The 14,449-nt window shown below is 66.3% G+C and carries 10 protein-coding genes; 2 read left to right on the top strand and 8 right to left on the bottom strand.

Translation table 11 applies throughout. The features are described 5' to 3' along the window. Positions 1–13: 13 nt before the first annotated feature. Together AC1MEM_RS10395 and uvrA are read right to left on the bottom strand one after the other, a co-directional pair. Entirely contained in the window at positions 14–3,481 is a 3,468-nt protein-coding gene (locus tag AC1MEM_RS10395; RefSeq protein WP_499477074.1) for a response regulator, read from the bottom strand. Positions 3,482–3,603: 122 nt separating this feature from the next. Further along, positions 3,604–6,177 (bottom strand): excinuclease ABC subunit UvrA, encoded by a 2,574-nt coding sequence (gene uvrA / locus AC1MEM_RS10390; protein WP_499477073.1) that lies wholly within the window; start codon positions 6,175–6,177, stop codon positions 3,604–3,606. Positions 6,178–6,321: 144 nt separating this feature from the next. Between uvrA and AC1MEM_RS10385 the strand changes: the two genes are divergently transcribed. Beyond that, positions 6,322–6,807, top strand: coding sequence for a MarR family winged helix-turn-helix transcriptional regulator (locus AC1MEM_RS10385; RefSeq protein ID WP_499477072.1), 486 nt, complete (start codon positions 6,322–6,324; stop codon positions 6,805–6,807). Further along, on the top strand, positions 6,804–7,670 hold the full coding sequence (locus tag AC1MEM_RS10380; RefSeq protein WP_499477071.1) for a CPBP family intramembrane glutamic endopeptidase: 867 nt from the start codon (positions 6,804–6,806) through the stop codon (positions 7,668–7,670). Before AC1MEM_RS10385 ends, AC1MEM_RS10380 begins: the two co-directional genes overlap by 4 nt. 304 nt (positions 7,671–7,974) lie before the next feature. Here AC1MEM_RS10380 and AC1MEM_RS10375 read toward each other — a convergent pair whose 3' ends face one another. The 6 genes from AC1MEM_RS10375 to AC1MEM_RS10350 all read right to left on the bottom strand — a co-directional run bounded on the left by AC1MEM_RS10375 (position 7,975) and on the right by AC1MEM_RS10350 (position 14,251). Further along, complete coding sequence (locus tag AC1MEM_RS10375) at positions 7,975–9,249, bottom strand: glycosyltransferase (protein ID WP_499477070.1); 1,275 nt, start codon at positions 9,247–9,249, stop codon at positions 7,975–7,977. Positions 9,250–9,271: 22 nt separating this feature from the next. Continuing rightward, a complete protein-coding gene (locus AC1MEM_RS10370; RefSeq protein ID WP_499477068.1) occupies positions 9,272–10,339 on the bottom strand; it encodes an SDR family oxidoreductase in 1,068 nt (355 codons plus the stop codon). Between the two features lie 100 nt (positions 10,340–10,439). Continuing rightward, positions 10,440–10,826 carry a VOC family protein gene (locus AC1MEM_RS10365; RefSeq protein ID WP_499477067.1) on the bottom strand — a complete coding sequence of 129 codons (387 nt, stop codon included), beginning with the start codon at positions 10,824–10,826 and terminating at the stop codon, positions 10,440–10,442. Beyond that, the gene (locus AC1MEM_RS10360) at positions 10,823–11,245 is read right to left on the bottom strand and encodes a GFA family protein (RefSeq protein ID WP_499477066.1); all 423 of its coding nucleotides are present in this window, start codon (positions 11,243–11,245) and stop codon (positions 10,823–10,825) included. The genes AC1MEM_RS10365 and AC1MEM_RS10360 overlap by 4 nt, the downstream gene beginning before the upstream one ends. 254 nt (positions 11,246–11,499) lie before the next feature. Then, positions 11,500–11,967 carry a cyanophycin metabolism-associated DUF1854 family protein gene (locus AC1MEM_RS10355; RefSeq protein ID WP_499477065.1) on the bottom strand — a complete coding sequence of 156 codons (468 nt, stop codon included), beginning with the start codon at positions 11,965–11,967 and terminating at the stop codon, positions 11,500–11,502. A 1-nt stretch (position 11,968) separates the two neighbouring features. After that, on the bottom strand, positions 11,969–14,251 hold the full coding sequence (locus AC1MEM_RS10350; protein ID WP_499477063.1) for a cyanophycin metabolism-associated ABC transporter: 2,283 nt from the start codon (positions 14,249–14,251) through the stop codon (positions 11,969–11,971). Positions 14,252–14,449: the final 198 nt, after the last annotated feature.

The raw sequence follows: 14,449 nt of genomic DNA, 5'->3' as shown, positions 1-14,449 counted from the left end.
TTGACGTGATGCTTCACACACGCTCCATCGTCGGCATCCAGACCCGCAGCAGCGAGTACAGGCGTGCCAGGTCGATCGGCTTGGCCAGGTAATCGTTGGCGCCGGCGGCCAGGCATTGCTCCTGGTCGTCCTTCATCGCTTTCGCGGTGACGGCGATGATCGGCAGGCGGTTGAAGCGGCCATCGGCGCGGATGCGGCGCGTCGCTTCCAGACCGTCCATGCCCGGCATCATCACGTCCATCAGCACCAGGTCGACGCCTGGTATGTCGTCGAGCTTCGCAATCGCTTCGAAGCCGTTGCGTCCCACTTCCACGTTCGCGCCGCGCTGCTCGAGCGCCGCCGTCAGCGCGAAGACATTGCGCACGTCGTCGTCCACCAGCAGGATGGTGCGCCCTTCGAACACGCGGTCGCGGCCGCGCACGGTTTTCAGCATGTGCTGGCGCTCGGTCGAGAGTTGCGATTCCACTTTATGCAGGAACAGCGTCACCTCGTCGAGCAGGCGCTCCGGGGAACGCGCGCCCTTGATGATGATGGAGCGCGAATACTTCATCAGTTCGGCTTCCTCGTCGCGCGTCAGGTTGCGGCCGGTGTAGACGATGACCGGCGGGAAGGACACCAGCTCCTCATGCGACATGTGCTCGAGCAATTCCTTGCCCTGCATGTCCGGCAGCTTGAGGTCAATAATCATGCAATCGAAAATCTCCGAGCGCAAGAGGGCCAGGGCTTCCTCGCCTGAACCGACGGCATCGATCTGCACGTCCGCGTCGGCGATCAGCTGCACCACGCTGTCGCGCTGGCGTTCGTCGTCCTCGACCAGCAGCACGCGCTTGATCTGCTGCGAGCTCTTCTCCTGGAGTTTGCGGAACACGTCTTCCAGCTGCTCGCGGCTGGTCGGCTTCAATGCATAGCCGATCGCGCCCAGGTGCAGGGCTTCGCCGGCATTGTCCATCGAGGACACGACGTGCACCGGGATATGGCGCGTGGCCGGGTTGTCCTTCAGTTGCTGCAGCACCGACAGGCCGGAACTGTCCGGCAGGCGGATGTCGAGCAGGATCGCGTCCGGGCTTTCGCTGGCGGCCAGTTCCAGGCCTTCGCCGGCGGTGAGCGCCACGAGACACCGGTATTCGAGGTCGTGCGCCAGGTCGAACAGGATGCGCGCGAAGTCGGGTTCATCCTCGATCACGAGCACGGTGCGCGCGCCTGGCACGGTCAATGCGCGGTCGTCCGGGAAGGAGGAGCGGGCCGGGATGTCCTCGACCTGTTCCACGGGCACCGGCGCCGGGGCCGGACGTGCCGGCCGCTGGGCCGGGGCCGCGGCGCGCGGGGCCGGTGGCGCGGCCGACACCATGCCGTTGCGTGGCATGCTCAGCGTAAACGTACTGCCCTGGCCCGGGGTGCTGGCGACGACCAGGGTGCCGCCCAGCAGGCTCGTCAAATCGCGCGAGATCGACAGGCCGAGGCCGGTGCCGCCGAAGCGGCGGTTCGCCGTGCCGTCGGCCTGGTGGAAGGCCTCGAAGATGCGTTCGTGCTGGTCGGCGGCGATGCCGATGCCCGAGTCGACGACCGTGAACTGGACCCAGCCCTCGTCGGTGGCGCTCACCGTCAGGCTGACCTCGCCCTGCTCGGTAAATTTCACGGCATTCGACAGCAGGTTTTTCAAGACCTGTTCGAGGCGCTGGCGGTCGGTATGCAGGCTCGGCGGCACGTTCGGCTCGACCGTGACGGAGAAGCGCAGTTGTTTCTGCTTGGCAAGCGGCTCGAAGGTGCGCCCCAGGCCCTCGACGGTGCGGCGGATCGGCAGGTCTTCCGGCAGCAGTTCCAGTTTACCGGCCTCGACTTTCGAGATGTCGAGGATGTCGTTGATCAGGTGCAGCAGGTCGTTGCCGGCCGAATAAATCGTCTGGGCGAAGCGCACCTGCTCGTCGTTCAAGTTGCCCGGCACATTGTCTGCCAGCAGCTTCGCTAAAATCAGCGAACTGTTCAATGGCGTTCTCAGCTCGTGCGACATGTTCGCCAGGAATTCGGACTTGTAGCGGCTGGCCCGTTCCAGGTCCAGCGCGCGGGCGCGCAGCTGTTCCTGGGCTTCCGTCAGGGCCGCGTTCTTCATGTCCAGGTTCAGGGCCTGCTCCGCCAGCTGGTCGTTGGTCTGCTCGAGTTCGGCCTGCTGGTTTTCCAGGCTGGTCTGCGATTCTTCCAGCGCGCGCGACTGCTCTTCGAGTTCCTCGTTCGCCGTGCGCAGTTCTTCCTGCTGGACTTGCAGTTCTTCGTTCAGGGCCTGGCTTTCCGACAGCGCGTCCTGCAGGCGCTGGCGGTAGACCACCGCGCCGACCGAAGCGCCGACGGCGTCGCCGACCAGCTTCAGGAATTCGATGTCGCGCTCGCGGACGGGGTGCAGGAAGCCGATCTCCATCACGCCCTTGACCTTGCCGAAGTTGTTGAACGGCGCGATCACGATTTCGCGCGGCGCCGTCTCTCCCAAGCTTGATACCACCTTGACGTAATCCTCCGGCAGCTCTTTGACGCGCACCAGGCGGTTTTCGTTGGCGGCCTGGCTCGCCAGCGAGGCGCCCGGTTCGATGATCTTCGCGCGTTCTTCCTCGTTCGAAAAGCCGTAAGCCCCGATGCGGCGCAGCACGCCCTCTTCGTTACGGAAATACATCGCCGCCACGGAGCCGCCGAGATAGCGCACCACGTGGTCGAGCACGGCCTCGGCCAGGGCCTCCAGCGAATTGAGGCCGATGCTTTTCGCCGCCAGCTCGGTCTGGCCGCTGCGCAGCCAGCTCAGGTGGCGCAATTCGGCATTGTGTTCGTTTTCGTACTTGAGGATCTCGCCGTAGCTGGTCGACAGGCGCACCAGTTCGCGCCGGCCGAAGGCGGCCAGCAAACCGCCGACGACGAGGGTGAATAACAGGAAGGAGCCGACGGACCAGGCGATCACGGAGCGCGCGTCCGCGCCGCGTTCGACCAGCAACACGTTTTCGCTGTTGATGAAGGCCGCGAACTGGGCGCGCATATCGTCGGTCAGGCTCTTGCCGCGCCCGCTCATGATCGACTGCACCACGTTCTCGTTGTCGCGGCGGCGCTCGATGACCTCGTTCGTAAACTTGAGCCACTCGGCATAGGCGCCGCGCACGCGGTGCAGGCGGTCGGCCTGGGCCTGGCTATCGTTCACCAGCCGCAGCAAGCCGTCCAGCTCGACGTCGATCTTCGGCTTGGCCACCGTATAGGGCGCGAGGAAGCTCTCGTCGCCGGAGATCACGTAGCCGCGCATGCCGGCTTCCATATCGGCGACCAGCCGGCTGACCTCGTTGCCCTTGCCGATGACTTCCTGCGAGTGTTCCACCCAGTTCAGCACGCTGACCAGGTAGGCGACGATCGCCACGAAGACGGCCGCGCTCAGCACCGAGAGGCCGAGCGGGAGGGCGACGTTACGCGTAAGAATGCGGCGGAACTGGGTGTTATCGAGTGAGGTGCCGGTCATGTCTTGCGAATATCTTAAGAAAAAAGTTCTTAAGTGTAACGCAAACGTCAAGATTTCGGCGGTTCAAGCGTGCGCTGCCCACCCTTCCGGCGCATGCCATCCGTAGGGCCTCCTGCCGGTGTTTAGGGTGCGAGGCAGGGTCGTAAATACGGCGCGGTACGGCTCTTCGCGGCGCGCGCCACCGTTTCCGGCGGGCCGGCTGCGACGACGGTGCCGCCCTCGTCGCCGGCGCCGGGACCGATGTCGATCACCCAGTCGCAGGCGGCGACGACGCGCATCGTGTGCTCGACCACGACCACCGTGTTGCCGGCCTCGACCAGCCGCTCGAGCTGGACGATCAGGCGGTCGACGTCGGACGGATGCAGGCCGGTGGTCGGCTCGTCCAGGATATATAACGTGTTGCCGCGGCCGGTGCGCTGGAGTTCGGTCGCCAGCTTGATGCGCTGCGCCTCGCCGCCCGACAGTTCGGTGGCCGGCTGGCCTAGGCGCAGGTAGCCGAGACCCACTTCGCGCAAGACTTGCAGCGAGCGCTCGACCAGTGCCTCGCCCGCGAAAAACGCCGCGGCCGCATCGACCGTCATGCCCAGCACCTCGGCGATGTTTTTATCTTGATAGGTCACTTCGAGTGTCTGTGCGTTGTAGCGCGCGCCGGCGCAGACCGGGCACGGCGCGTACACGCTCGGCAGGAAGAGCAGCTCGACCATCACCGAGCCTTCGCCGGCGCAGTTTTCGCAGCGGCCCTTGGCGACGTTGAAGGAAAAGCGGCCGGCGTCGTAGCGGCGCGCTTTCGCGAGTTTGGTTGCGGCGAAGAGTTTGCGCACCTGGTCGAACAGGCCGGTATAGGTGGCGAGGTTCGAGCGCGGCGTGCGTCCGATCGGCTTCTGGTCGACCCGTACCATGCGCTTGACCGATTCCATGCCGCCGACGATACGCCCTTCGAGCGGCATGGCCGCTTCCTGTTCCAGGTCGTCGGCTTCCTCGACTTCCGCCGCCGGCGCGCCCTGCCCCAGCTCGCGCGCGACCAGGTCGACCAGCACCTGGCTGACCAGGCTCGATTTGCCGGAACCCGACACGCCGCAGACGGCGGTCAGCACGCCGAGCGGGAATGCGACTTTCAGCTTGTTCAGGTTGTTGCGGGTGACGCCTTCGAGGCGCAGCCAGCCGCTAGGCTCGCGCCGTTCGCGCTGCTCTATCGGTGCCTCGTCGAACAGGTAGCGCCGCGTTTGCGAGGCGTCGATTTTCTTCAGTCCTTCGGGCTCGCCGCTGTAGAGCACCTCGCCGCCCTGCTCTCCCGCGGCCGGGCCGACGTCGACGATCCAGTCGGCGCAGCGGATCACGTCCAGCGCATGCTCGACCACGAACAGCGAATTGCCCGAGGCTTTCAATTGGTCGAGCGCGGTGAGCAGGGCTTCGGTATCGGCCGGATGCAGGCCGGCCGAGGGTTCGTCCAGCACGTAGACGACGCCGAACAGGTTCGAGCGCACTTGCGTGGCGAGGCGCAGGCGCTGGAGTTCGCCGGGAGACAGCGTCGGCGTGCTCCGCTCGAGCGCGAGATAACCGAGGCCGAGGGCCAGCAGCACGTCCAGGCGCGCGACCAGGTCTTCGGCGATGCGCTGGGTGACGATCAGCTGCTCGGGATGCAGTTTCGCGCGGGCCTGGTCGTCCGCCGCCTTGCCGCTGGCATAAGGTTCGAGCATGGCGTGCAGGCGCGCCAGCGGCATGCGCGAGATGTCGGCGATATCGACGCCGCCAAAGGTGACGGACAAGGCTTCCTGGCGCAGGCGCTTGCCGCGGCAGAGCGGACACTCGGTACTCACCATGTAGCGCGCCACGCGCTTTTTCATCGAGGCGCTTTCGGTGGTCGCGAAGGTCTGCAGCACATAGCGGCGCGCGCCCGTAAACGTGCCCTGGTAGCTCGGCGTGTCCTTGCGCTTCAGGGCGGCTTTGGTTTCCGCGGGGGTGAGGCCGGCGTAGACGGGCACGGTCGGCGTTTCGTCGGTATACAAGATCCAGTCGCGGTCCTTCTTCGGCAAGTCGCGCCAGGGCGTGTCGACGTCATAGCCCATCGTAACCAGGATGTCGCGCAGGTTCTGCCCGTGCCAGGCCGGCGGCCAGGCGGCCACCGCGCGTTCGCGGATGGTGAGCGAGTCGTCCGGCACCAGCGACTGTTCGGTCACCTCATACACGCGGCCCAGGCCCGAACACTGCGGGCAGGCGCCTTCCGGCGTATTCGGCGAAAACGATTCGGCGTACAGCAGTTCCTGGCCGGGCGGATAGTCGCCGGCGCGCGAATACAGCATGCGCAGCGAGTTCGACAAGGTGCTGACGCTGCCGACCGAGGAGCGCGTGGTGGGCGAGCCGCGTTGCTGCTGCAGCGCGACCGCCGGCGGCAGGCCGTCGATCTCGTCGACTTCCGGCACCGGCATCTGGTGGAACAGGCGGCGCGCGTAGGGCGAGACCGATTCCAGGTAGCGCCGCTGCGCTTCCGCGTACAGGGTGCCGAAGGCGAGCGAGGATTTACCGGAGCCGGACACGCCGGTGAAGACGACGAGCGCATCGCGCGGGATGTCGAGGCTGACGTTTTTCAGGTTGTGCTCGCGCGCGCCGCGTACGCGCACATAGCCGGGGCGGCCTTGTCCACCCGCCGCGTTTCCACCTTTGCCTGCGGTCTCGTTTGCTTCCGGTCTGCGTCGCATCGCTTCCTTCCGTTCCTGTCGATGCCCCTATTAAAACGTGCTCAGGGGACGGTGACGGTGCGTTGACACACCAATCCCGAGCACACTTCGTCGTTCTGAAAATAAATATATAAGCACTTATGTAATTTGCGCTAGTATTTGAACATGAAAAGAGGACTCGGAACCCAGCTGCGCCACCTGATCGAATTGCTCGACGGCGCCGTCGCAGCCGCCTACGAAGAAGAAGGCATCGATTACCGTCCGCGCTACACGCCCGTGATGCGGGCACTGGCCGGCGGCGCCCCCTGCACGGTCGGCCGGGTCGCCGAGGCCGCCGGCATCACGCAGCCGGCCGCGACCCAGACGGTGGCGCTGATGCTGAAACACGACCTCGTGCGCGTGACGGCGTCGCCGCAGGACGCGCGCCAGAAGCAGGTCGCGCTGTCCGGGCGCGGCCAGGCGCTGCTGCCGCGCCTGCAGCGCTGCTGGAGCGCGACCAGTGCGGCAGCGGCCAGCCTGGATGCGGACCTGGCTTACCCGCTGTCCGCGATCCTGGCCGAGGCAATCGCGGCACTCGAACAACGTCCCTTCGGCGCACGCATCCGCGCCGCGCGGGCCCAGCTTTCCCCCGACGACAAGGAAACATCATGAACACCGCATCGATTACCGCTCCCTCCCCGCGCCGGCGCGACCGGCTGCTTGCGCGTCCTTCCGTGCGCGCCGTGCTGGCCCTGCTGGCGGTGCTGTTGCCGTTTGCGCTGGCACTCTGGCTCTCGAATGTCGTGCCCAAGCCCTGGCCCGCCGACTGGCCGCTGCTGCTCGCAGCAGGCGGTGTGGTCGCCGGTTACTGCTGGTATGTGGGCAAGATCGAAGGACGCGCGGTGACCGAATTGTCGCTGGCGGGCGCAGGGCGCGAACTGGGCAGCGGGCTGGGGCTGGGAAGCCTGCTGGTGCTGGCCTGCACCCTGGTGTTGCTGGCTGCGGGCGCATACTCGATCACGAGCAGCGCGATCACGGGCAGCGCGGCGCCAGGCGTCATGCTCAAGCCCGTGCCCGAGCAGGTCATGGTGGCCTTGTTCGAGGAGATCCTGTTTCGCGCGGTCGTGTTCCGGCTGCTGGAAAAGTCCTGGGGCACCTGGACCGCGCTGATCGGCTCCACGCTCCTGTTCGTCCTCGCCCACCTGCCGAACGAGCAGGTCAGCGCGCTGGCGCTGGTGGCGACGGCCGCCGCCGGCCTGGCCCTGGCAGGCGCCTGGCTCCTCACGCGGCGCCTGTGGCTGGCGGCCGGCCTGCACTTTGCCTGGAACTACCTGTTCGACGCCGTCCTTTCGGTACCGGTGTCCGGCCACACCTCGCGCGGCTGGCTGCAGGTGGCGGCCAGCGGACCGGAGTGGCTGAGCGGCGGCGGCTACGGCATCGAAGGATCGGTGGTGACGCTGGTGGCGTGGAGCCTTGCAGGCATGACCTTGCTGGCGTCCGTGCGGCGCCGTGGTCACTGGCTGCGCAAGCCCTGATCGCGCGGCCCGGGCTGATTCATTGCTACCCCAAGCGACATCGCTGGCGTAACAGGTTCGTAGGGTGGGCGCCCCGCGCGCACGCGGTACGCACGCCTCCCTGTGGCCAGCAACCGCGCCGTCATCCAACCGGTAGCGTAAAGCGAAGGGACGTAGGGTGGGCGGCTCCACCCGACCGGATGCGACTTCGCGGCCTGAACGCCGCCCACGCGTTCAACCAGCCACAGAACAGCCGCGGCCACACTCCAGGCAAGCGTTACAGGCATGCATCTGCCGTACCGCGTGGGCGGAGCCCACCCTACGATCATCGATATGTCGAGCGCCCCAGTGCCTCCAGCGCCCCAACCACCTCCTCCACCCCGGCATCGCCGGCAAAATTGGCCGCCACCGCCCGGCACCGCCCGCGCAAGCCATCGTCGTCAAACAGCGCTTCCAGCCCCGCCACCAGCCGCCGCGTGTTCAGCCGCGTGGCCGGCAGCGACAGCCCGACACCCAGCGCCTCGACCCGCGCCCCGTTGTCGAACTGGTCGTGCGCGAGCGGCACCACCAGCTGGGGCGTGCCGGCATGCAGCGCTTCGGCCGTGGTGCCGATGCCGCCGTGGTGGACCAGCACCGCCACCCGCGGCAACAAGGCGCGTAGCGGCACGTATTCCTGCCACAGCACGTGGCGCGGCAGCGCGGGCGGCAGCTGGTCGCGGTGGGGCGTCAGCAAGACCGCGCGCTCGCCCAGCAGGCGCGCCGCCGCGATGGCGTGTTCAAAATACGCGCGCGCCTGGCGGTTGCCGGTGCCGGGCGTGAACACCAGCGGGCGACCGCCCTGCCCCAGGAAATGGACGAGTTCGCTTGACAAGGCAGCGTCCGGGTCCGGATCGAACAAGGGAAATCCACAGCGCGCAAGCGGGCGCGGCCAGTCCGGCTGCGTGGGCGCGAACCAGTGCGGGAACAGGGCAATCGAGAGGTCGGCGACCGCCACGATGGCGTCGACCAGCGAGGGCATCGGCACGAGGCCGGCGTCGACGCGCGCCGCGTTCACGCCTGGGAGCGCGATCGGATCGATGAAGCGCCGGGCCGCCGCACGCCACAGGCGCCGCCGCACCGGGTGCGGCACCCAGCGCGGTACGCGCCAGGGTCCCAGCATCAGGGGATCGTGCACGGTCGGCAAATTCGATGGCGCCAGAAACGCGGCGGCGATGCGCAGGCCGGGACGCGCCGCGCGGCACAGGTCCGCTTCCGGCAAGGCCAGGGGATGCACCAGCATGGTGCAATTCTCATCGCGCGGCAGCGCGGCCAGGAAGGCGGGCACCGCAGCCATCGCCGGGCGCGTCGCTTCCCAGACGACACCAAAGCCGCGGGTCGGGTGCCACAGGTCCGGGTGATCGAGCACGCCCGGGTCGGCCGGCAAACCGTGGAAGGGCAGTCCGGCGGCGCGCACGAAGGGTTCGTGCTGGACCGGGCCGAGAAAGCTGATGCGGTGGCCGGCACTTTGCAGCGCCAGCCCGATGCGCATGAATGGAAACAGGTCGCCTGCCGAACCGATCGTGACGAGCACGACATGGTGCAGCTTGGATCGGGCTTCCATGGCGCTCACCCGTGACGGAGGGTCAGGGAATCAGGCGCTCGGCGCGCAGGCGTTCGAACAGGTCGAAGAACGAGCCGTCGGTGGCCTGGTAAGCGGCGAAGCCCAGGCGGCGGCTGTTGGCCATGTCCGTCATGACTTCGAGCGGACGCCCGAGGTCGAGGTCGGTATGCCAGGCCGATGCCAGGCGATCGAGGTCCGGTTCGACCAGGCCGTGGCGCGTGGCGATCTCGCGCCAGACGGACGCGTCCTGCGCCATGGCCGCCTCGAGCGGCTGGATCTTGCCGCTGTAGCCGGCGGCCTCGACGCCGAACCAGCCGGCCAGCTTCGGCCACAGCCAGCTCCAGCGGAACACGTCGCCATTGACGATATTAAACGCTTCGTTTTTCGCCGCGTCGGTATCGGCGGCCCAGACCAGCTGTTTGGCCAGCATGCGGGCGTCGGTCACGTCCGACAGGCCCTTCCACTGCGCTTCCGATCCGGGGAACTGGAAGGGACGCCCGGTTTCCTTGCAGATGGTGGCGTAGACGGCCAGCGTCGTGCCCAGGTTCATCGCATTGCCGACGGCCTGGCCGATGATCGTGTGCGGACGGTGCACGCTCCAGGTAAAACGGTCGCGCTCGGCGGCGGCATAGACTTCGTCTTCCTGCGCATAGTAAAAATTGTCGAGCGGCAGGCGCGGCTGGCTTTCGCGCAGCGGCGTATCGGGCAGCGTGCCCGAGCTGGCATAGGCTTCGAACGGTCCGAGGTAGTGCTTCAGGCCCGTGACCAGGGCGACATGGCGCACGCTCTTTTTCGGCGACAGGACGTCGAGCAGGTTGCGCACCAGCGCGGCATTGACGCGGATGTTTTCCTGCTCGGTGTCCTGGCGCATCCAGGTGGTGATGAAGACGTGGGTCGGTGCGATGTCGGCCAGCGCGGTTTGCAATGCTGCCGGCTCCATCAGGTCGGCAGCCACGTGGCGCACGCCCGGCAAATCCTTCGGTGCGCGGCGCGACAGGCCGACGACATTCCACCCCTTGGCCAGCAATTCGCGCGCGACGTGGTTACCGCCGATGCCGGTGATACCCACTACCAAAGCTGTTCGTTGCATGTGATTCCCCCTGCGTTTTCGATGAAACCCATTTTAACTGCGGGTCAAAAACGGCGTGCGCGGGGATGAAAAAGCGTCAATCGTGCGCGGGGAGCTGAACTCACCCCGGCCGGCGCGCGTAGCTCTTCGTCAGGATCTCCCAGCGATGATTGTCCGGCTCATCCCAATAGATATTCCGACCGCCGTGCGCCGTGCCGACCTTGCCGTCGTTGCGGCCGCGCACATCGCCGCGCCAGCCGATACCGGCCTCCTCCAGCCGGCCAAGGATGGCGTCGAACTCGGCATCGCTGACCCGAAAGCAGAAGTGCTCGACCGGAAACGCCTCGTCGGTGGTGATGAAGTCGAGCGTGAGCCCATCGTTCACATAGACGGCGGAAAAGATGCCGAGCGCCGTCTCGTCCCAGGGCACGTCCAGCAGGCCCGCGAGTTTGCGCGCCGAGGCGACCCGGTCGCGTGCGGAAACGATCACATGGTCGAGCTCGATCATCGCCCCTCCTCCCGCGGCGCCGTGCCTTCCGAGCGCGTGCGCGGATACGCCGGCAAGCCGTCGTCGATGCGCATCCAGCTCAGCCGTTCAGCGGCAAACGTATGGTCTTGCGGCGGGGCGGCTTCCGGATCGTCGAGGCTGGCGGTGGCGATGTCGATTTCGCCGGGATGGCGGTCGTCCTGGTACGTAAGCGTGGTGCCGCAGGTGGGGCAAAAGCCGCGCAGCACGTGTTCGCTCGAGCGGAAGGTGGCGGGATTGCCCTGCGAAAAACGCATATTCTCCACCCGCACGCTGAACCAGGCCACCGCCGGGGCGCCGGACATGCGGCGGCAGTCGCGGCAGTGGCACAGCGTGCCGTGGAAGATATCGCCGTCGACGACGTAGCGGATTGCACCGCAATAGCAGCCGCCCAGTAACATGAATGCCTCCGATGACGATGGATTGGGTTCAGCATATGCCAGCGTGGCCGGGGCTTCAAGCGCAGCGCGAACCAGGATTCGTCCTGTTCGATCTGGAGACGATAGTGCACGGCTGCGGTACGTAGGGTGGGCTCCGCCCACGCGGTGCAGTGCCAGGTCAGTCGATCATTCAACCGTATCGGCTTGCTTGCTGTGCACCGCGTGGGCGGAGCCCACCCTACGTGTATGCCCGTGCGGGCCGAGGTGGCCGGCGCTTACAGGAACCGGTCCAGGATCTTGCGGCTGTGCTTGTCGATCTTGAACATGTCGCGCACCAGGAAGTTGATCCCGTGGTTGTCCGCAATCAGCAGCGAGGTCTCGCCGACGCGCCGGATGTCCTCGTCGACCTTCAGCACGAAGGCCGTCTCGCCACGGTCCGTTTTGACATACCAGGTGCAGGGCGTGGCGAAGCTCGACACCTCGCGGATGTGTTCGATCTCGGGAATGAATTCGCGGCCCTCGAGTTCTTCAGCGACCAACGAGCGGATAGCAGGAGGTGCAGTGGCCAGGTCGTCGATCCAGGCGACTTCCTTGCCGCCGTCGCGCACCAGCGAGATGCCGCGCGTGGGCGCCTGGATCGGAAAGGCACGCACGGGAATGATGCCGACGACGTCGACGCCGTCTTCGCCGGTGAACACGAGTTTGCCGAAGCTGTCGCGGCGCAGGTTGAATGGCGTTGTCATATCAGTCCTCGTCCTTGTCATCCATATCCTGGTCCACGTTGCGCGCCTGCGCTTCGTAGAGGCGGTGGTAAGCGCCCTCGCGCGCCATCAGTTCGTCGTGGCTGCCCTCTTCCACCACGACGCCGCGGTCCAGCACCACCAGGCGGTCGGCGCGGTGCAGCGTGGACAGGCGGTGGGCAATGGCGATCGTGGTGCGGCCCTGCACCAGGTTGTCGAGCGCCTTCTGGATTTCCTTCTCCGTTTCCGAGTCGACCGAGGACGTCGCTTCGTCCATGATCAGGATCGGCGGGTCGATCAGCAGGGCGCGCGCGATCGAGATGCGCTGGCGCTCGCCGCCCGACAGGCCCTGGCCGCGTTCGCCGACCATCGAATCGTAACCCTGCGGCAGACGCAGGATGAATTCGTGGGCGTGGGCGGCGCGGGCGGCGGCGATGATCTCTTCGCGCGTCGCGCCCGGCTTGCCGTAGGCGATGTTCTCGGCGATCGTGCCGAAGAACAGGAAAGGCTCCTGCAGCACTAGGCCGATGTTGCGGCGGTAGTCGGCCACCGCAAACGAGCGGATGTCGACGCCGTCGAGCAGGATCGCGCCTTCGGCCACGTCGTAGAAACGGCAGATGAGGTTGACCAGCGTGCTCTTGCCCGAGCCGCTGTGGCCGACGAGACCCACCATTTCGCCGGCCTTGATGTTGAGCGAAATGCCGCGGTTGACGGCGCGGTTACCGTAGCGGAAACCGACTTCGCGCAGTTCGATATTGCCCGACACCTTCGGCACCGTGACCGGGTTGACCGGGTCCGGCACGCTCGAGACGTGGTCGAGGATGTCGAAGATGCGCTTGGCGGCCGAGGCCGACTTTTGCGTGACCGAGACGATGCGGCTCATCGAATCGAGGCGCACGTAGAAACGGCCGCTGTAGGCGATGAAGGACGTCAGGGTGCCGACCGTGATGTCGCCGCGCGAGACCTGCCAGATGCCGAAGCACCAGATCACCAGCAGACCGAGTTCGGTGAGGAAGGAGACCGTCGGCGAGAACAGCGACCAGACCTTGTTCAACTTGTCGTTGACGGCCAGGTTGTGTTTGTTCGCCTCACGGAAGCGCACGGCTTCGCGCTTTTCCTGGGCAAAGGCTTTCACGACGCGGATGCCGGGAATCGTATCGGCCAGCACGTTGGTGACTTCGCCCCAGACGCGGTCGATCTTCTCGAAACCGGTGCGCAACTTGTCGCGCACGACGTGGATCATCCAGGCGATGAAGGGCAGCGGCACCAGGGTGATGAAGGCGAGCCAGGGATTCATCGTGAACAGGATCACGCCGGTCATGATGATCATGAGGACGTCGGACAGGAAGTCGAGCAGGTGCAGGGACAGGAAGACGCAGATCCGGTCCGAGCCGCTGCCGATCCGGCTCATCAAATCGCCCGTGCGCTTGCCGCCGAAAAATTCGAGCGACAGTTTCAACAGGTGTTCGTAGGTGGTCGAGCGCAGGTCCGCGCCCATCCGTTCGGACACCAGCGCCAGCACATAGGTCTTGGCCCAGCCCAGCGCCCAGGCCAGCACTGCCGAGGCCAGCAAGCCGCCCATGTACAGGTAGACCAGGTTGGTGTCGATCTTCTGCCCGTTCTGGTAGGGAATCAGGACATTGTCCATCAAGGGCATCGTCAGGTAGGGCGGAATCATGTGCGCCGCGGTACTGCCCAGCATCAGCAGGAAGCCCAGCAGCAGCTGGCCACGATACGGCACGGCGAAGCGCCACAGCCTGAACAGCGTCCAGGTCGAGGGCGGCGTGTGCACGACCTTGGCGCAGATCGGGCACTCTTCCTGGTCGGGGGCCAAAGGCGCCTTGCAGCTTGGGCAGGTGTGCTGCTCGGGCGCCAGCACCGGCTTGCCGGTTTCGACGCTGGTGACCTGGTCGGCAAAGGCATCGGCGACGCGGATCGCGTGCAGGTTCTGGCCGAGCGTGAAGCGCCAGCCGGCCAGCAGGCCATTCGCATCGACCAGTTCCAGGTGGCCGACGCCGGCGTGATCGTGGTGGCGCAGGGCCAGGCCGGGGCGGAAGGCCCAGTCGCGCCAGGCCGTTTCGCCGGGGGCGCGCGACAGCAGGCGGCGGTTCGTGACCACCAGCACGCCCTTCGTGAAACGTAATTTCGTGTCGAGGTCAACCTCCACGCCAGTTAGAACGTTTTCCCCTGGTGCAAGCTGTTTCCGGACGTCATTGTCCCAACCGTCAGGCAGGAAGCCGGCGCCCAGCGCCAGCGATGTCGGGACAGCGAGTTGTTGAGTTGTCATTAGTGTGGTGCCGCCCGTAACAGGCTTGTTCTGGATAGTGGGGGTAACGCGGTGACTGGCTCAGCGGTTTACATGGAACAGAGGAAAAATCCCGCTGCGGGCCGAGAGCGTTGCCGCCAGTATGCCATTTGGCATAAATTGGCATGGCACTGTAAGCTTCGGGCCGGCAAGTATACAACATGTGCGCTGCATAACCGC

It is taken from the genome of Telluria sp. AIW5 (genome assembly GCF_056680575.1).
The sequence above is the reverse complement of the archived record's forward strand: the minus strand, read 5'-3'. Positions and strand labels throughout refer to the sequence as shown.

What these genes read in the sequence shown, in the direction of transcription:
- AC1MEM_RS10395 (WP_499477074.1), bottom strand. Translation starts at nt 3,481, where the DNA reads ATGACCGGCACCTCACTCGATAACACCCAGTTCCGCCGCATTCTTACG.
- uvrA (WP_499477073.1), bottom strand. Translation starts at nt 6,177, where the DNA reads ATGCGACGCAGACCGGAAGCAAACGAGACCGCAGGCAAAGGTGGAAAC.
- AC1MEM_RS10385 (WP_499477072.1), top strand. Translation starts at nt 6,322, where the DNA reads ATGAAAAGAGGACTCGGAACCCAGCTGCGCCACCTGATCGAATTGCTC.
- AC1MEM_RS10380 (WP_499477071.1), top strand. Translation starts at nt 6,804, where the DNA reads ATGAACACCGCATCGATTACCGCTCCCTCCCCGCGCCGGCGCGACCGG.
- AC1MEM_RS10375 (WP_499477070.1), bottom strand. Translation starts at nt 9,249, where the DNA reads ATGGAAGCCCGATCCAAGCTGCACCATGTCGTGCTCGTCACGATCGGT.
- AC1MEM_RS10370 (WP_499477068.1), bottom strand. Translation starts at nt 10,339, where the DNA reads ATGCAACGAACAGCTTTGGTAGTGGGTATCACCGGCATCGGCGGTAAC.
- AC1MEM_RS10365 (WP_499477067.1), bottom strand. Translation starts at nt 10,826, where the DNA reads ATGATCGAGCTCGACCATGTGATCGTTTCCGCACGCGACCGGGTCGCC.
- AC1MEM_RS10360 (WP_499477066.1), bottom strand. Translation starts at nt 11,245, where the DNA reads ATGTTACTGGGCGGCTGCTATTGCGGTGCAATCCGCTACGTCGTCGAC.
- AC1MEM_RS10355 (WP_499477065.1), bottom strand. Translation starts at nt 11,967, where the DNA reads ATGACAACGCCATTCAACCTGCGCCGCGACAGCTTCGGCAAACTCGTG.
- AC1MEM_RS10350 (WP_499477063.1), bottom strand. Translation starts at nt 14,251, where the DNA reads ATGACAACTCAACAACTCGCTGTCCCGACATCGCTGGCGCTGGGCGCC.